Genomic DNA, 17,499 nt, shown 5'->3' on the forward strand with positions numbered 1-17,499 from the left:
AGAGTGGACGAGGACGTCCGCGGTCCCAGGACCTTCGTTTCATCGATCCTCCTCCGCCATTACCATAGCGAGCCGTTCGACCATTTGCGTGATGACTTCCTCGTCGACATTGGGCGTGATGGAAATACGCAGGCGCGCCGTGCCGGCCGGAACCGTCGGCGGGCGGATGGCCCGGATATCGAAACCGGCCCCCTGCATCCGCTCGGCGATGGCGAGGCAGCGCTCATTGTCGCCGATGACGACAGGCAGGATCTGCGAGCCGCTGGTCGCGATGCCGAGCCGTTCGGCCACGAGGCGGTTGGCAAAAGCGACGAGCGACAGTTCGCGCCCACACCGCTCCGGCTCGTCCGCCAGCACGCGCAGGGCTTCGCGCACCAATGCAGCCTGGAGAGGAGAGGGCGCAGTGGCATAGATGAAGGGGGCGGCATGGTTGACCAGGACGTCACAGAGCACGGCGCCGGCGCCGATGAGCGCGCCCGAGGAGCCCAGCGCCTTGCCGCAAGTGTGAAGCACCACGACATTGTCGCGCCCTTCCAAGGCGGCGGCAAAGCCGCGTCCGCCCAGGCCGTGAACGCCGGTGGCATGGGCCTCGTCGACATAGAGGAAGCCGTCATGCGCATCGGCCAGTGCCATCAGCTCGGCCAGGGGCGCAATATCGCCATCCATGGAGTAGAGGCTTTCGACCACGATCCAGGGATGGCCCCTGCCGCCGGCCGTCCGCCAGGCGCGGATCGCCTGTTCGAAGGCGGCAATGTCGTTGTGCGGTACGGCCACGGCCGCAGCGCGGCCGGCCGCGATGCCGGCATGGGCGCTGGCATGGACGAGGGCATCGTGGACGATGAGATCGCCGCGCTGGGGCAAGGTTGAGAGCGCGGCGAGATTGGCGGTGTAGCCGCCGTTGAAATAGAGCATGCGCGGTGAGCCGAAGAACGTGGCGGCTTCGGCCTCCAGTGCCTCGTGCTCGGGATGGTTGCCACACAGCAGGCGCGAGCCGCCGGCGCCGGCGGGCACGCGACGATCGACGGCGGCGATGAGGGCTTTATGCAAACGGGATGACGACGCCAGCCCCAGATAGTCGTTGGAGCTGAAATCGATGCCGCTCAGCGGTGCCAGGACCCGGCGACGCCCCTTGCGTTCGAACTGGCCGAGCCTTGCCGCGTAGCGCGCCAGCCGGGGCCGCTCGCCCGGCGATGCGTCGCTCACGGCGTCTCCTCCATCGGCGCGGCCGTCAGGCCGAGACGGCGCATCAGGCTGCTGTCCTTGTCGTCGCCCGGATTGGCGGCAGTGAGCAGCGTTTCGCCGACGAAGATGGAATTGGCACCCGCGAAAAAGCACAGGGCCTGGGTCTCGTCGCTCATCGCCGTGCGTCCCGCGGTGAGGCGTACATGCGAGGCCGGCATCAGGATGCGGGCGAGCGCGATGATGCGGATGAACTCGATCGGATCGACCGGCGGGGCATCCGCCAGCCGGGTGCCGGGCACAGGGATGAGCATGTTGATCGGCACGCTTTCCGGCACTTCCGGCAGGTTGGCGAGCGTCACCAGCATGGCGATGCGGTCATCGACCGCTTCGCCGAGGCCGAGAATGCCGCCGGAGCACACCTTGATGCCGGCCTCGCGCACATTGGCCAAAGTATCCAGCCGCTCGGCGAAGCTGCGGGTGGTGATCACCTCGGGGTAGTAACGCTCCGAGGTATCGATGTTGTGGTTGTAATAGTCGAGGCCAGCCTCGGCGAGCGTGCCGGCCTGCTGGGGCGACAGCATGCCGAGCGTCATGCAGGTCTCCATGCCGAGCGATTTCACGCCTTCGACCATGGCGACGAGCATGGCCATGTCGCGCTGCTTGGGGCTGCGCCAGGCCGCGCCCATGCAATAGCGCGTGGCGCCACCTGCCTTGGCCTGGCGCGCCTCCTCGATCACCCGCTGGACCTCCAGGAGCTTGGAAGCCTTCAGGCCGCTGTCATGATGGGCCGACTGGCTGCAATAGCCGCAATCTTCGGGGCAGCCGCCCGTCTTGATGCTGAGCAGCTTGCTGAGCTGGATGCGGTTTGGATCGAAATGCCGGCGATGAACGGTCTGGGCGCGGAACAGCAGCTCGTTGAACGGCAGGTCATAGATCGCGCGCGCCTCGGCATGGTTCCAGGGCAGGGCGGCGGCGCGGTCCGTGCTCGAACCGTGGATACCGGGCGCGCGCTCCTGGTTCTGACTCGTCGACAGGTGATCGTGCATTTCGTCTCCTCGCATGACCGGTCGCGGATCCCTTCAGGAAGGGCGCGAGCGTGGGAAGGAGAGGCAGCCAAATGTCCAGCGCCTCAAAATTATAGATAAAATCTTGAATCTATCTATCTGGAATCATCATAAAGTTGCGAAGCGAGGATGCATCTGGTTTTATCATAGATAATCTATGGAGCTGCCGTGGCCGAAACCGTTGCCGAGCGCATAGCGCGTACCCTGGCCGAGCGCATCGTGCGCGGGGAATTGGCGCCGGGAACGCCGCTCCGGCAGGACAGGATCGCGGCGGAGTTCGAGGCGAGCCATGTACCCGCCCGCGAGGCCTTCCAGCTGCTGCGCGCCCAGGGCCTGGCGGTCAACGAGCCGCGGCGCGGCATGCGGGTGGCGCCGCTCGATGGCAAAGCAGCGCAGGAAGTCGTCGAGATTCGGGCGAACCTGGAAGTGCTGGCGGTCAGCCATGCCATTCCCTGGCTGAATGCGACGAGTTTCGAACGGATGGAGCAGGCCCTTCAGGCCGGTGACCGGGCTGAGACCATCGAGGATTGGGAACTCGCTAACCGGGCCTTCCATCGCGAGATCGTGGCACCCTGCCGCATGCCTCGGCTGCTTGCCATGCTGGATGGGCTGCAACTCGCCAATTCGCGCATCATTTTCGCGGCGACGCGGACGGCGGGATGGCGCCCCGGCACCAGCCACGCCCACCGGCAGATTCTCGATGCCCTGCGACAGCGGGATGCCGGGCGCGCGGCCACCCTGCTGCAGTCGCATATCCGTGGGCTCGAGCAGGGAAAGAGCGGCGACTTTCCGACATCGCCGCCTTCCACTTCCTGGATCGGTTCAGGCCGGTGAAGGAGCGCTCGCACCAGGTCTCCAGGCGATGACACCCTCCGTGCGCGCCCGCACCGTCGGCGAAGCGAGGCATGACGCAACCGCCTCGTAACCGGGGAACCCCGGAAAGGGAACGACCAGACAAGGAGGGCTGTGATTGGCGGGGCACAGGATGATGGCCTCCTCCTCGCCGGTGGTCGCCAGGTCCAGAATGGCATGAGACCGGGTCAGTACGAAGAGCGGGCTGGTGCCGGGAGGGCGCGCTCGCAGATAGGCACTTACTGCGTGCTGGGTCGGCTCGTCCAATCCCTGCTCGATCATGTCGATGACAAGAAAGGCGGGGCCTTCCTCTGCCAGGCCGATTGCCAGAGCGGTGAGAGCATCGGACATCCCGGCGCCGTGGTGGGCGAGTTGCGCGAGGATCGGCTCGACGCGATCGCGAAGAGCCGGATCGGCTGCCAAACCTTTCCGCAATGCGGCCGTGTCGGATACGCGCTCCAGGCCGAGAAAGGCGGCATTCGGCAAGGTTTCGGCCAGACGCAGTGCCAATCGGGTCTTGCCGCTGCCGAGAGGGCCGATGATGTAGGTCAGCGGCTTGATGTCCTGAATCGCGAAGCGTTCGCCACCCCAGGGCCAGGGCAGGTCGAAGGCAATGGCTGGTTCTCGGCCGGATGAAGAGTGCGGCATGAGATCCCCCGCCACTAACGCAGGCGTGTTGGCGTGGCCGCTTTGGAGGGCTTGCAGTGTCATCGCCGTGGCGGCAAGTCCTTTGAGGCGATCCTTGATGGCCGTCTGATGCGCCGCGAGCGTCGCAACCCGTTCGCGGCTATCGCCCTTCAGCACCCGCGCAATCTCGGCAAGCGAGAAGCCGAGCCGGCGCAACGCGGCAATCTCCCGCGCCTTGTCGATCTCCCCAGGCCCGTAGACACGCCAGCCCGCGGCGGAGCGCGGCGGGTCAAGCAGGCCCCTGTCCTCATAGAGCCGCAGGGCCTTGGTCGAGACGCCCAGCCGCCTGGCGGCTTCGGACGGGCTGAGGAAACGCGCGGATGCCGGCATGAATCACCCCTCGATGGTTGACCATCCTCTTATCGAGGCGGCCCCAGGGGCAAGGTCAAGCGCGCAGGCTCTCCATCACGCCGCGTCGTTCTCCTCGACCTTGAGGATGATGGCATCCTTGGCATCGACGGCACGCCCGTCACTGGTGCGGATCTCGAGCTCGATGGCTTGCCCGGTCTCGCGTTCGACCAGGCGGGAATGCGGCTCGCCGGGCGCAAACAAATGGGCCTCGCCGAATTTGCGCAAGGCCACCATCACCGGGAAGAGATCCCGCCCCATCTCGGTGAGGTGATATTCCTGGTGCGCACCACCATCCGATGCCGGCGCGGATTTGAGAATGCCCCGGGCAATCAGCGTCTTCAGGCGCTCGGACAAGATGTTCTTGGCGATGCCGAGGCTCTTTTGAAACTCGCCGAAGCGCGTCAGCCCATCGAAGGCATCGCGCACGATCAGCAGCGACCACCAGTCGCCGATCACGTCGAGCGAACGTGCGCTCGGACAATAGTCCCCGGTGAGGCTCTTGCGCTTGACCATGACCCTGTTCGTCGTTCTTTGTCGGAAATTGGTTGCATCATAAAACTCCATCACCTATGAATCAAATGGTTTCATTATTAAACCTATATTGCGATGGAGTTGCCATGCCTTCCGAAGTGGAGCTGGGATGCCCGCGTGCCGCGGAAGTTGAAATCACGGCCGGGCCATCTGCGACCCCCTTGTCGCGTACCTTGATCCTGTTGTTTGCCGTGGCGAGCGGCCTTGCTGTCGCCAATGCCTATTTTGCCCATCCCATGCTCGACGTGATGGCGGATGATCTTGGCCTGTCGCGAGCAACCGCCGGCCTGATCGTCGGCGCCACCCAGCTCGGCTATGGCATCGGCCTCGTCCTGCTGGTGCCGATCGGCGACCTGATCGAGCGGCGCAAGCTGGTCATCGCGCAATCGCTGCTCTCCGTCCTTGCTCTGGTCTCGATCGCCTTCGCCTCGAACGGCGCCATGCTGCTCGTCGCCATGGCGGTGATGGGGCTGCTGGCGGTGGTGACTCAGGCCTTCGTCGCCTATGCCGCCAGCCTGGCGCGGCCCTCCCAGCGCGGCGAAGTGGTGGGCATCGTCACCAGCGGCATCGTGCTCGGCATTTTGCTGGCGCGCACGGTGGCGGGTACGCTCACCGATCTTTCAGGCTGGCGCACGGTCTATCTCGCTTCGGCCGCGGCGACTCTCCTCATCGTGCTGGCACTCTGGCGCATGTTGCCGCAACAGCCTCGGCCGGCGAGCCGGTTGAGCTATCCCCAACTGATCGGCTCGGTCTTCACCTTGTTGGTCGAGGAGCCGGTGCTTCGGATCCGTGCCATTATCGCCATGCTGATCTTTGCCGACATCACCACGCTGCTGGCACCGCTGGTGATGCCCCTGAGTGCACCGCCCTTTTCCTTCTCGCACAGCGTGATCGGCCTGTTCGGCCTGGCCGGCGCGGCTGGCGCTCTCGGAGCGTCCCGGGCGGGACGCTGGACCGATCACGGCTACGGGCAGCGCGTGACCGGCATCGCACTCGGCCTGATGCTGCTTGCCTGGCTGCCGATCGGACTGTTGCCTTACTCGATCCTCTGGCTGGTCCTCGGCGTCCTCGTCATCGATTTCGGCCTCCAGGCCGTGCATGTCACCAATCAGGGCATGATCTATCGGGTCAGGCCGGAGGCGCAGAGCCGCCTGACCGCGGCCTATATGGTGTTCTATTCGATCGGTAGCGCCTTTGGCTCGTCGTCCTCGACCCTGGTCTATGCCTATGCCGGCTGGACCGGTGTCAGCCTGCTCGGCGCTGCCATCGCGGCGGTTACCCTGGTCTTCTGGGCGGCAACCCTGGGCGCAACGCCCAAGGAAGCGATGCAGGCGATCGATGCTGCCGAATAATCGGGCGTGATCGGGAGCTCAGGTCGAATGGAGGCGCTTCAGCTTGCCGAGCAGGGAGGTCATTTCCCGCAGGGCCTGCAACTCGCCGCTGTCCTGGGCAACGGCGCAGCCCTTGTCCCAGACGGTGATCGCCGCCGATATATTACCTGCCTTGGCATGGGCGGCGCCAAGCTGCTTGTAGGCAGCGGCATAGTCCGGTTTCAGGGCGATGGCCTGCGTGAGATGCAGGATGGCCCCCGCCGGGTCGCCCTGTTCCAGCCGGGCCCGGCCGAGCGTGAAACGCGCCAGGGCATTGTCGCGGCCGGAGATGATCTGCTGCTCCAGGCGGGCGATCAATCCGCCGGTGTCGGCCATGGCTGGGGCTCCTCGGCGAAGAGTGGCGGCCACTCCGAAAGCGGGGCGGGTCGATGATATTGCCGCCGGTGCCAGAGCAGCGGCGCGGTCGTCTTCGCCAGCTGCGTTCCGACGATCGCGCCGGCGATGACGAGATGGGTGGGGATCGACATGCTGCCGATCAGTTCGCAGTCGATGGACGCCGCCGCAGAAGACAGGTGCGGCGTACCGGACGACCAGCTCTGCCAGTCGCCGACGCTGAAGCGGTCGATGCCGCCGAGCTTGCCGGCGAAGGCATCGGCAATGTTCTCCTGGTCGCTCGCCAGCATCGCCACGGAGAAGCGGCCCGAGGCAAGGACGAGCTCGGCCAGGCGGCATGTCCGGTCGATCGAAACCAGAAGGGAGGGCGGCTCGGCCGAGAGGGAGAGCACGGCCGTCGCCGTGCGCCCCTGGCGTTCGCCCTGCCAATGGCCGGCGACGATGCATACCGTCGCTGCCAGGTTGGACATCGCCTCGGCGAACTCCGATCGTTGGATGGGAGGCCGGCGCGACGATGTCAGTGCCATCGGCGTGACGGGGACGGAATGGGCGATTTCACGCAAAGGCATATCTCCCCATCCGCCCGACACGCTGCGCCCGGCTGTCAAAGCGCGGCCAGATTGGCTTCGGCAAACTCATAGTTGGCCAGCTTGTCGAGGAAGTTCGTGACATAGTCGGGGCGGCGATTGCGGAAATCGACATAATAGCTGTGCTCCCAGACGTCGAGGCCGAGCAGGGGCGTGCCTTCGCCGGTGGCGAGCGGATTGGAGCCGTTCGGCGTCTTGGTCACCTTGAGCTTGCCGTCCTTGCCCGCGACCAGCCAGGCCCAGCCCGAACCGAACTGCGTGGTTGCCGCCGTCTTGAAGGCTTCCTTGAAGGCATCGGTGCCGCCGAGATCGGCATCGATCCTGGCCTGCAGCTTGCCGGGGATACCGCCGCCATTCGGGCTGAGCGCCTGCCAGAAGTGGATGTGGTTCCAATGCTGCCCGGCATTGTTGAACACCGGTGCCACCTCGGGCCGGTCCTTGACCAGGGCGATGATCTCCTCGAGCGTCTTGCCCGCCAGCGCGGCATCCTTTTCCACGAAGCCGTTGAGGGCGGTGACATAGGCCTGGTGGTGCTTGCCGTGATGGAGCTCGAGCGTCTCCTGGCTCATGCCGCGTGCGGCGAGGGCGTTGATGGCATAGGGCAGGGTGGGGAGCGTGAAGGCCATGGTCTTTCTCCATCATCGGCGGACTGCGCTCACCATCAGCGGTGGCGCAATCCATTTTCAAAGTCTTGTCTTTGAAAAACGAATTGCCGCATATGTCAAGTTGATGGTTGGAAAATTGCCATGCCTTCCTCGTTCATGCCTTCCTCGTTCATGCCTTCCTCGCTGTGGATCGGCGCGCCTAGCCTTCAATCTAGTCGCGGGCGTCATGCCGGACTGTCCGGCAGCAGGCGCATTATGTCCTCGAAAATCTCCTGCCATTCGGCTTCGGTCATCTGCACGAATTGAAAGCTGTGCAGGAAGAAGATGCCTTCGGAGGCGAGAAAGGCGAGGCGCGCCTTGCGCCCCTCGGGAGAAGAGGGATCGATCTCCGTCAGATAGCGGCGGTACCAGGCGCGGGTATCGGCCAGCTGATCCGGGCTCTGGATCAGGGTTGCCAGCATGGCGGCCGAACGGGACGCATCCTTCTCGTCGGTATGGCGATTGGCCTCGACATAAGCCCGGACCATGGCGAAAGGCCCTGGCTGCTCGGCTGCGAGCCTGGCAACTTCGGTGTCGAAACCTGCGGCCCAGCGCTCCAGCATGGCCTTGAGAAGGCCATCCTTGGTGCCGAAGCAATATTGCACGCCGCCTTTGGTGATGCCCGCTTCCTTGGCGACCGCATCGATGGTCAGGCCGGCGGGGCCGATACGTGCCACCACGGCTTCCGCCGCATCGAGAACCTTGTTGCGGTCGATGCTGCGCGGACGGCCGAGGCCGCTTCTCTCTTTTGTTTCCATACGTATGTATTTATATTGGTCAGGTGGGGTGGGCAAGCGGTCCGCTTTGCACGGATAATTTCATACAACGCTGAACTCGATCATGGCATATCACAATCGCTGGCTGGTTCTCGCAATCGTTTCGAGCGCCCTGTTCCTCATCGTCGTCGACCTGACAGTGCTCTACACGGCACTGCCCCGCCTGACCCATGACCTGGCCGCGACCGCCTCCGAAAAGCTCTGGATCCTCAATGCCTATCCGCTCGTCGTCGCCGGCCTGTTGCCGGGCTGCGGGACACTCGGCGATCGCATCGGCTCCAAGCGCCTGTTCATGGCCGGCCTGATCGCCTTCGGGGCGGCCTCGCTGCTCGCTGCCTTCGCCCCCAGTTCGATGGTGCTGATCGCTGCCCGTGCTTTGCTGGCCGTCGGTGCCGCCATGATGATGCCCGCGACCCTCGCGATCATTCGCGTCACCTTCACCAGCGAGAAGGAGAGGGCTTTTGCCATCGGGGTCTGGGCAGCCGTCGCATCGAGCGGCGCGGCGTTTGGCCCGGTATTGGGCGGCTTTCTGCTCGAGTTCTTCTGGTGGGGCTCGGTCTTTCTGATCAACGTTCCGGTAGTCGTTGTCGCCTGGGTGGCGGCCGGCCTGGTCCTGGAAAACCGTCCGGGCCGTGCCAGCCACCCTTGGGATCTTGTCGGCTCGCTCCAGATCATGGCCGGGCTGATCGCCACCGCCTATGCCATCAAGGAACTGGGTAAGCGTTCGCCGAGTTGGGAGGTTGCGCTTGTGGCGGGGCTCATTGGCGCCCTGGCATTCTTTCTTTTCGGGCGGCGGCAGAGCCGGAGCGAGATGCCGCTGATCGATTTCAGCCTGTTCCGCAATCCTGAATTCGCAGCGGGCGTCATCGTCGCCACCGTGTCATCGGCGGCCCTGATCGGCGTGGAACTGGTGTTCAGCCAGCATCTGCAGCTGGTGCGGAACCTGTCGCCGCTGCAGGCGGGGCTGCTTCTGCTGCCCATTCCCCTGGCCTCGATCGTGGCGGGGCCGCTGGCGGGCCTCGCTTTGCCTCGGCTCGGGGCCCGCCATGTGCTCTGGATGTCGCTGGCGCTGGCCGGCGGCGGCCTTGCTGTCTTCCTGCTGACTCATGACAGAACGGCGGCGCTCTGGCTCACGGCTCTGAGCGCCATGGGATTCGGCGTCGGCGCGTCGATGTCGGCCGCTTCCAGTGCGATCATGATCAATGCGCCGGAGGAGCGGGCCGGCATGGCCGCCTCGATCGAGGAGGTCTCCTACGAACTCGGCGGCGCGCTCGGGGTTGCCGTGATGGGCACCATCATGTCGGCCATCTATACGGCGATGCTGGTATTGCCACCGGATCTGCCGGTTGCCGGCACCGTTCGGGACAGCCTGGATGAAGCCCTGCTGGTAGCCGAAACGCTGCGGGGGCCATCGGCCGACATGCTGGCCCGGCTGGCACGCTCGGCTTTCGAGCAGGCCTTTCTGGGCGTGATCGCCGTCTGCTCGCTGCTCTTCCTGCTGACGGCACTCGTCGTCGGCCTGATGGGCCGCCGCCAGGACCGCCTGAGCGATCGTCAACCGATCGGTTGACGATCGCAGGAGAACCGCTGTCAGTTACCGGCCGTCGACCGGTCCGGCTTGCCCGCCACCTTGGTGACAGGCACTTTCTGCTCGCGCAGTTCGAACCACATCGCGTTGAGAATAGCGAAGGAGCAGGCGAGGCCGAGCCCGAGGATCCAGGAAAAATACCACATGTACCGATCTCCTCAGTAGGCGTTGGGATTGCGGCCGATCGAGTCGGCGGTGACGGGACCGCGCATCACGCGGAAGACCCAGGTGGTGTAGGCCAGGATCAGCGGCAGGAAGACCGCCGTCGCCAGCAGCATGACGAACAGCGTCATGTGGCTGGAGGACGCATCCCAGACGGTGAGGCTGACCTGAGGATCGAGCGAACTCGGCAGGAGGAAGGGGAACAGCGCCAGGCCGGCGGTGGCGATGATGCCGATGATGGCGAGGCTGCTGCCGAAGATCGCAAGCTTGCCCATGCGGGCCGACAGGCCGGCAAAGGCCACCAGCGGCCCAAGCAGGCCGAGGGTCGGCGCCGTCCACATCCAGCCATGGTTATGGAAGTTGGCGAGCCAGCGGCCCGTTTCGAGTGCGACCGTCTTGCCCAGCGGATTGGAGGGGCCGAACGGGTCCTGCTGGCTGGTGACGACATAGCCGTCGATGCCATAGGCGATCCAGACCCCGGCCAAGGCAAACAGCACCAGGGTTGCCAGGGCGGCAAGGCGGCCATAGGAGCGCGCCCGCTCCGTCATCGGGCCCCGGGTGCGGGCTGAAACCACCGCTGCGCCATGGGTGACCAGCATGGCGAGGCTGACCAGCCCGGCCAGTAAGGCAAAGGGGCGCAGCAGGCCGAAGAAGGTGCCGCTATAGGACGGACGCAACGTGGCATCGAGGCCGAACGGCACGCCCAGCAGCACATTGCCGACAGCAACACCGAAGATCAGAGCCGGCACGAAGCCGCCGAGGAACAGGGCGCAATCCCACAGATTGCGCCAGCGCGGATCCTGGAGCTTGCCGCGGAACTTGAAGCCGACGGGACGCAGGATCAGGGCGAGCAGCACGGCGATCATCGCCAGGTAGAAGCCGGAAAAGGACGTCGCATAGAGCGCCGGCCAGGCGGCGAAGATCGCGCCGCCGCCGAGGATCAGCCAGACCTGGTTGCCTTCCCAGGTCGGCCCCATCAGGTTGATGAGGATGCGGCGTTCCTCGTCGGTGCGGGCGGCAAAGGGCAGCAATGCCCCAATGCCGAGATCGTAGCCATCCATGATGGCAAAGCCGATCAGCAATACGCCGAGCAGGGCCCACCAGATCAGGCGCAGGGTTTCATAGTCGAGAGGGATCGTGGTCATGAGTGCGTATCCTGATCTGGCTCAGCGCGGTGTGCGGGCGAGGGCGGGCTCGGGCAGGGGGCCTGCGCCAGCCGGTGCTTCATCGAGCACGCTATGCTCGGACGGCCCCTTGCGGATGGTCTTCACCATCAGGAAGACCATGACGATGAGGAGACTCGTATAGAGCGCCAGGAAGAAGCCCAGGCTGATGACGAGATCGGTGAGGGTGAGGCCGGAAGCGGCATAGAAGGTCGGCAGCACGCCCTCGATCGCCCAGGGTTGCCGGCCATATTCGGCGACCAGCCAGCCGGCCTCGATCGCCACCCATGGCAAAGGCAGGCTCCACAAGGCCACGCGCAGGAAGGCGCGGTTCTCGCCGAGACGATGGCGGCAGCTCATCAGGAAGGCGAGACCGAAGAAGGCGATGAAATAGAAGCCCAGGGCCACCATGACGCGGAAGCTCCAGAACAATGGCGCCACGCCGGGTACCGTATCCAGCGCCGCGCGCTGGACCTCTTCCGGCGTGGCGTTCTGGATATCGGCGCGGTAGCGCTTGAGCAGCAGCGCATAGCCCAGATCCGGCCATTGCTTGGCGAAGGCCTCGCGGGCGGCCTTGTCGTTCGGATCCTTGCGAATGGCGTCGAGACTGGCCGAGGCCTGGATGCCGTTGCGGATGCGGACCTCCGCATGCTCGACCAGCGTCCAGATACCCGGCAATTCCTTGTTCAGACTGCGGGTGGTGATCAAGCCCAGCACCCAGGGAACCTTGACCTCGTAGCGATTGCCATCCTTGCCGGGCAGGGCAAAGAGGGTGAGGCCGGCCGGCGCAGGCTCGGTCTCCCACATCGCCTCGATGGCGGCGATCTTCATCTTCTGGTGCTCGGTGGCGACATAGCCGCTCTCGTCACCCAGGACGACGACGGACAGGGCCGAGGCAAGGCCGAAGCTCGCCGCCACCACCATGGAGCGGCGGGCAAGCTCGCGGTGGCGCCCGCGCAGCAGGAAGAAGGCGCTGACCGCCATCACAAACATCGATCCGGCAACATAGCCGGCGCTGACCGTGTGCACGAACTTGGCCTGGGCGACCGGATTGAAGATGACCGCGATGAAATCGGTGATCTCCATGCGCATCGTATCGGGATTGAAGACCGAGCCGACCGGATTCTGCATCCAGCCATTGGCGATCAGGATCCACAGGGCCGAGAAATTGGCTCCCAGTGCCACCAGCCAGGTGACGGCAAGATGCGCCACTTTCGACAGGCGGTCCCAGCCGAAGAAGAACAGGCCGATGAAGGTGGCTTCCATGAAGAAAGCCATCAGGCCTTCGATGGCGAGCGGCGCGCCGAAGACGTCGCCGACATAGTGGCTGTAGTAGCTCCAGTTCATGCCGAACTGGAATTCCATCACGATGCCGGTGGCGACGCCCATCGCGAAATTGATGCCGAACAGCGTGCCCCAGAACAAAGTCATGCGGCGCCAGACCGGATTGCCGCTCATCACATAGACGCTCTCCATAATGGCGACCAGGATGGAGAGCCCCAGCGTCAAGGGCACGAAGATGAAGTGATACATGGCTGTCGCTGCAAATTGCAATCGTGACAGATCGACAATGGTGAAATCAATCATAGACGCCAAACCCGGTCCAATACTGGCGTTGCGCCAGTTTCAAGTTTCCCTAAACGGGCAACCCGAGTCGGGCATTGATTGAAATCAATGCCCCAAGCAGCCCGCGGCGGCTAAAGATGGTGGGATTGTGCTTCGATTGATTTTGCTTTTTCAAGATAAAATCTAAAGTGCGCAACACTTTGTGCTGCAAGAAAAGCAATGGCTATACTGGCATCATTGGTGAACCATCGCAGCCAATGTTACTTCGGAATGTAAGATGAGGCTCGTGTGAAGCAGGCAGGCGAGACATCCGGTCCCCGGATCGCAGCAGGATCGAGCAGGGAAGATCGTTCCGCCCTTGCCACTCTCGCCGGTCATGCGCGGCGAGAACTGGCGATCGCCACCATCCTGCCGCTGGTCTCCGGGGCTCTCCTCGTCGCCCAGGCCTATCTGTTGGCTTCCGTGCTGCATCGGGCCGTGGTGGGAGGAGAGAGCATTGCGGCGCTCGGCAGTCCGATCCTCTTGGTCGCTGTTTTGATCGCCTCGAGGCTCGGACTGGGAGCCCTGGGCGAGCAGGCAGGCATCGTCGCGGCCGAGCGCATCAAATTCGATCTGCGCAGCCGGCTCGCCGCGAAATTGTCGGCCGGTTCGCTGGAATGGTCGGCATCCCGTTCTTCCGGCGCCTTGAGCGCTGCGGTCGTCGACCAGGTCGAGGCGCTCGACGGCTTCTTCGCCCGCTTCCTGCCCGCGAGCATACAGGCGGCCGTGCTGCCGCTGGCCTTTGCCGCGGCGGTGCTTCCGGTCGACTGGGTGGTCGGGTTGCTGTTCCTGCTCACGGCCCCGCTCATCCCGCTGTTCATGGCGCTGGTCGGCTGGGGAGCGGAGGCGGCGACCAAGGCCCAGGCCAATGCGCTTGTGCGGCTGTCTGGGCATTTCGCCGATCGCTTGCGCGGCATGACCACGCTGAAACTTTTCGGCCGGGCCGAGTTCGAGACCAGAGACGTCGAACGGGCGAGCGAGGATCTGCGCCGCCGGACCCTGCGCGTGCTGCGCATCGCCTTCCTGTCCTCTGCCGTGCTGGAATTCTTCGCCGCCCTCGGTGTTGCCGGCGTGGCGCTTTATGTGGGCCTGACCTATCTGGGGCTTGTGGACCTGCGTGGCTCCGCCCTTACCTTGCAGGCGGGCCTGTTCTGTCTGCTGATGGCGCCGGAAGTCTATCAGCCCTTACGCCTGCTCGCCGCCCATTATCACGACAGGGCTTCCGCCAAGGCGGCGATTGCCGAGATCGAGGCACGCTTCGCGGGACTGCCGGAGGCCACCACCGGCCCGGAGCGCCCAGCGCATCTTCCTGCGGCGTCCGGCGGATTGCCGCTCACTGTCGAGCACCTGACCATCGGGGTGCCCGACAGTGAGCGCATCCTGCTCGACGACGTCTCGCTGGAAATCGGAGCGGGCCGGCATCTGGCGCTTTTCGGTGAAAGCGGCATCGGTAAGTCAAGCCTGCTGGAAACGCTGGCCCGGCTGAGACCAGGCGACGGCATCCGCATCGCAGGGCTCGACCTCGCTGCGATCGACGAGGACAGCCTGCGGGCGGGCGTCGCCTTCATCAGCCAGCGCTCGCGCCTGTTCCATGGTTCGATCGCCGACAATATCAGGCTGGGCAAGCCTTCCGCCTCGGCCGCGGAAATCGCGCAGGCGGCGGAACAGGCATGCGTCCTGGATTTTGCCTCGAAACTGCCAGAGGGGCTCGATACCCCGATCGGAGAGGGAGGCGTCGGCCTGTCGGGCGGGGAGGGCCATCGGGTCGCCCTGGCACGCCTGTTCCTGCGTGACCCCGGCCTGATTCTCCTGGACGAGCCGACGGCGCATCTGGATGCCGCCACGCAGGCCCGCGTGCTCGAGGCGCTGGTCGATTTTGCTGCCGGACGCACCATGATCATCGCGACCCATTCGCCCGCCGTGGCCGCTCGGCTGGACGAAGCCTGGCGGCTGGCCGGCGGCAAGCTGCTGCCGATGCCGCATCCTCATGTCGACAGGCAGCAGAAACAGCCGAGGTGGACCGCATGATAGCCTTGCTGTCCTTCTGGCCGCTGTTCCGCCAGCATATCGGCCGCATGGGTCTGGCGCTGTTGTTGGCCGTGCTGACCCTGGCCGCCGGCGTTGCACTGCTCTGGGTCTCGGGCTGGTTCCTGACGGCAGCGGCTCTCACCACAGCAGCGGCGAGTTTCAACCTGTTCGGACCGTCCTCGCTGATCCGGGGGCTGTCCCTGGTGCGGATCCTTTCGCGCTATGGCGAAAGGCTGGTCGGGCACGACGCCACCTTGCGTCTCCTCTCGGCCCTCAGGGGCTGGCTGTTCGCCCGCCTATTTCCCCGTGTTCCCTTGCCCTCCCGCGATCTCAGGCATGGCGATCTCGTCAGTCGCCTCACGGCCGACGTCGATACGCTCGACACGGTCTTCCTGACGGCATTCGGCCCGATCCTCACCGCCTTGCTGATCGGGACCGGCATGACAGTCGGGCTTTTCATCCTGCTGCCGGCCGCTGCTCCGCTCTATGCCATGGCCATGATCCTCGCCCTTGCCGGTGTTCCCACCGTGCTGATCCTGTTCTCACATCGGCTCGGAGCGGAACTGGTGGAAGCCTCCGCCGCCTTGCGTATCGCCATGCTGGATCGCATCGACGGCCATGCCGATCTGGTTGCCTTCGGGGGACTTGCGGCGGCAGGGCAGGAATTCGACAAGGCGGCCAAACGCCTCGCCCGTGCCCGCAGGCGTTCGGCGCGCGCCGGCCTGCTGGCCGCAGCCTCCGTCCAGGCCCTGGCGGGGATCGCCCTTGTCGGTGTGCTCTGGTGCGGCATCGAGGCCTTGCGGCAGGCCGAAATCGGCGGTCCTCTGCTCGTCGGGCTGCTGCTTGCAGTGCTCGCCAGTTTCGAAGCGACGGCCATGCTGGTGCGCAGCGTCGCCAAATTCGGCTCTGCCGTCACATCGGCCGAGCGGGTGCGGGCGATCGCGCAGATGGCGCCGGCGATCAGCGATCCACACCGCCCCGTGATGCTGCCGAATGGCGCGCTCAGCGTGAACCAGGTCACTTTCGGCTTCGACCCGGCGCGCCCGGTGCTGTGCGATCTCAGCTTGACCATCTCGGCCGGCGAGCGCGTGGCGATCATCGGCGAAAGCGGCAGCGGCAAGTCGACCCTGCTTGCCTTGCTGCTCAGGCTGCACGATCCCCAGGCCGGTTCGATCGCCATGGGCGGCACGGATATCCGCACCGTACGCCAGGCCGACCTCCACGCGCGGCTCGCCCTATTGAGCCAGAGCGCGCCCGTCTTTCTCGGCTCGGTGCGCGACAATCTGTCGATCGGCCGGGCAGAAGCGAACGACGCCGAACTCTGGGCGGCGCTCGAAGCCGCGCGGATCGCCGATTTCGTGCGGAGCCTTCCCGAAGGGCTCGATGCCTTCGTCGGAGAGGCGGGCCGCACTTTGTCCGTCGGGCAGGCGCGGCGGCTCTGCCTCGCCCGCGTCTTGCTGTCGCCGGCCGACATCCTGGTCTTCGATGAGCCGACCACCGGTCTCGATCGCGCCATGGAGACGGATTTCCTTGCCGATCTCGCAGCCGCCACCCAAGGACGCAGTGTCATCCTGGCTACTCACGCCGAGATCCCGGAAGGCGCGGTCGACAGGGTGCTTGCGCTCGCCGATGGCCGCCTGATGCCCGTGGAACTAACTGGCGGCTAGCCGAAGATGTTCGGGCGACAGGCCGATGCCGGCAATCTCGGCGAGCCGGCCCTCGTGCAGAATTTCGACCAGATGGGCTTCCGGCAGGCGGATCAGCCCCTGCGCCTTCAACCGGGTGAAACAACGGCTGACGGTCTCGATGGTCAGGCCCAGATGGTCGGCGATATCGGTGCGCGACATTGCCAGTTGCAGCCGCCGCCCATGGTGGGGGTGATGGTTGGTCCGGGCATCGAGCATGAGCAGGAAGCCGGCCAGCTTTTCGAGCGGTGCCAGCCTGCCCAGCATGAGCTGACTGTCATGCGCCTGGCGCAAGGCCGCCCTGGTCATGCGATGGAGCCGCTCCCGCAGACTCGGAAACTCGTCCATCAGCAGCTCCATCTGGTTGATGGGAAAGGCGCACAGGCTGGAGGCAACGACGGCTTCGGCCGATTGGGAATGGAAATCGTCATCCACCAGGCCGAGATAGTCGCCCGGCATCAGGAAATCGGTGATCTGGCGCCGGCCATCGGGCAGGTCGGTAAACAGCCGCAGCATGCCGGATGTCAGGCTGTAGACCTTGCGGCAGGGATCGCCCTGGCGCAGCAGCGCCTGATTGGGCTGGAGAAGCACCGGGCTCGTGATGTCTTCGAGGCGGTGAAGATGCTCGTCGGCCATGGCCGTGCAGAGGGCCTGGTGCCGAACCTCGCACGCGCGGCAGGCTCCACAGGCCTTGCGCACAAGCGTGAGAGAAGAGCGAAAACCGGCTGCTGCGCCCATGATGAGAACCAATCGCGTTGCGACCACGTCCATGGGGTAGCAGGTAGGTAGACGCTGAACGACTGGACATTTCGTCCAGTCGGATTGCTTATCAATCGCCTCCACAGGCAGGTTTTCGCATTGTCGGGGCGC

General features: G+C 65.1%; 17 protein-coding genes. 5 read left to right on the forward strand and 12 right to left on the reverse strand.

Going from position 1 to position 17,499, the window contains the following annotated elements; all coding sequences use genetic code 11:
- Positions 1-39: 39 nt before the first annotated feature.
- Together ACIGJE_RS16680 and bioB are read right to left on the reverse strand one after the other, a co-directional pair.
- Entirely contained in the window at positions 40-1,203 is a 1,164-nt protein-coding gene (locus ACIGJE_RS16680) for an 8-amino-7-oxononanoate synthase (RefSeq protein ID WP_483678105.1), read from the reverse strand.
- A complete protein-coding gene (gene bioB, locus ACIGJE_RS16685; protein ID WP_483680278.1) occupies positions 1,200-2,180 on the reverse strand; it encodes a biotin synthase BioB in 981 nt (326 codons plus the stop codon). The genes ACIGJE_RS16680 and bioB overlap by 4 nt, the downstream gene beginning before the upstream one ends.
- A 234-nt stretch (positions 2,181-2,414) precedes the next feature.
- Here bioB and ACIGJE_RS16690 point away from each other — a divergent pair, with 234 nt between their 5' ends.
- Positions 2,415-3,080, forward strand: a complete 666-nt coding sequence (locus tag ACIGJE_RS16690; protein ID WP_311938283.1) for a GntR family transcriptional regulator — start codon at positions 2,415-2,417, stop codon at positions 3,078-3,080.
- On the opposite strand, the gene ACIGJE_RS16695 is transcribed toward ACIGJE_RS16690, so the two are convergent.
- The gene (locus tag ACIGJE_RS16695; protein ID WP_483678107.1) at positions 3,069-4,115 is read right to left on the reverse strand and encodes a MerR family transcriptional regulator; all 1,047 of its coding nucleotides are present in this window, start codon (positions 4,113-4,115) and stop codon (positions 3,069-3,071) included. The genes ACIGJE_RS16690 and ACIGJE_RS16695 overlap by 12 nt on opposite strands.
- 75 nt (positions 4,116-4,190) lie before the next feature.
- Entirely contained in the window at positions 4,191-4,649 is a 459-nt protein-coding gene (locus ACIGJE_RS16700) for a winged helix-turn-helix transcriptional regulator (protein WP_483678108.1), read from the reverse strand.
- A 104-nt stretch (positions 4,650-4,753) separates the two neighbouring features.
- Between ACIGJE_RS16700 and ACIGJE_RS16705 the strand changes: the two genes are divergently transcribed.
- On the forward strand, positions 4,754-6,019 hold the full coding sequence (locus ACIGJE_RS16705) for an MFS transporter (protein ID WP_483678110.1): 1,266 nt from the start codon (positions 4,754-4,756) through the stop codon (positions 6,017-6,019).
- 18 nt (positions 6,020-6,037) lie between these two features.
- On the opposite strand, the gene ACIGJE_RS16710 is transcribed toward ACIGJE_RS16705, so the two are convergent.
- From ACIGJE_RS16710 to ACIGJE_RS16725, 4 genes are all read right to left on the reverse strand, one after another.
- Positions 6,038-6,373, reverse strand: a complete 336-nt coding sequence (locus ACIGJE_RS16710; protein ID WP_415087261.1) for a tetratricopeptide repeat protein — start codon at positions 6,371-6,373, stop codon at positions 6,038-6,040.
- Entirely contained in the window at positions 6,352-6,960 is a 609-nt protein-coding gene (locus ACIGJE_RS16715; RefSeq protein ID WP_311938290.1) for a flavin reductase family protein, read from the reverse strand. Before ACIGJE_RS16715 ends, ACIGJE_RS16710 begins: the two co-directional genes overlap by 22 nt.
- A gap of 35 nt (positions 6,961-6,995) precedes the next feature.
- Positions 6,996-7,604, reverse strand: a complete 609-nt coding sequence (locus ACIGJE_RS16720; RefSeq protein ID WP_367622651.1) for a superoxide dismutase — start codon at positions 7,602-7,604, stop codon at positions 6,996-6,998.
- Positions 7,605-7,807: 203 nt separating this feature from the next.
- Positions 7,808-8,380: a TetR/AcrR family transcriptional regulator gene (locus ACIGJE_RS16725; protein WP_394309108.1), complete on the reverse strand. Its 573-nt coding sequence runs from the start codon at positions 8,378-8,380 to the stop codon at positions 7,808-7,810.
- 82 nt (positions 8,381-8,462) lie between these two features.
- Here ACIGJE_RS16725 and ACIGJE_RS16730 point away from each other — a divergent pair, with 82 nt between their 5' ends.
- Positions 8,463-9,968, forward strand: a complete 1,506-nt coding sequence (locus ACIGJE_RS16730; RefSeq protein ID WP_483678113.1) for an MFS transporter — start codon at positions 8,463-8,465, stop codon at positions 9,966-9,968.
- Between the two features lie 20 nt (positions 9,969-9,988).
- Here the strand turns inward: ACIGJE_RS16730 and cydX are convergent, their stop codons facing one another.
- From cydX to ACIGJE_RS16745, 3 genes are read right to left on the reverse strand one after another with little or no spacing between them, the layout of a single operon-like run.
- Positions 9,989-10,132, reverse strand: coding sequence for a cytochrome bd-I oxidase subunit CydX (gene cydX, locus ACIGJE_RS16735; RefSeq protein WP_311938295.1), 144 nt, complete (start codon positions 10,130-10,132; stop codon positions 9,989-9,991).
- Between the two features lie 12 nt (positions 10,133-10,144).
- Positions 10,145-11,293 carry a cytochrome d ubiquinol oxidase subunit II gene (gene cydB, locus ACIGJE_RS16740; RefSeq protein ID WP_415087263.1) on the reverse strand — a complete coding sequence of 383 codons (1,149 nt, stop codon included), beginning with the start codon at positions 11,291-11,293 and terminating at the stop codon, positions 10,145-10,147.
- 21 nt (positions 11,294-11,314) lie between these two features.
- Entirely contained in the window at positions 11,315-12,898 is a 1,584-nt protein-coding gene (locus tag ACIGJE_RS16745) for a cytochrome ubiquinol oxidase subunit I (RefSeq protein ID WP_483678115.1), read from the reverse strand.
- Between the two features lie 267 nt (positions 12,899-13,165).
- Here ACIGJE_RS16745 and cydD point away from each other — a divergent pair, with 267 nt between their 5' ends.
- Together cydD and cydC are read left to right on the forward strand one after the other, a co-directional pair.
- Entirely contained in the window at positions 13,166-14,944 is a 1,779-nt protein-coding gene (gene cydD, locus ACIGJE_RS16750; RefSeq protein ID WP_415084788.1) for a thiol reductant ABC exporter subunit CydD, read from the forward strand.
- Entirely contained in the window at positions 14,941-16,611 is a 1,671-nt protein-coding gene (gene cydC, locus ACIGJE_RS16755; protein WP_483678117.1) for a thiol reductant ABC exporter subunit CydC, read from the forward strand. Before cydD ends, cydC begins: the two co-directional genes overlap by 4 nt.
- Here cydC and ACIGJE_RS16760 read toward each other — a convergent pair.
- Positions 16,597-17,367, reverse strand: coding sequence for a helix-turn-helix domain-containing protein (locus tag ACIGJE_RS16760; protein WP_311938301.1), 771 nt, complete (start codon positions 17,365-17,367; stop codon positions 16,597-16,599). The genes cydC and ACIGJE_RS16760 overlap by 15 nt on opposite strands.
- Positions 17,368-17,499 lie beyond the last annotated feature (132 nt).

The sequence above is a fragment of the Labrys sp. E2SS-1L genome, from assembly GCF_057073705.1.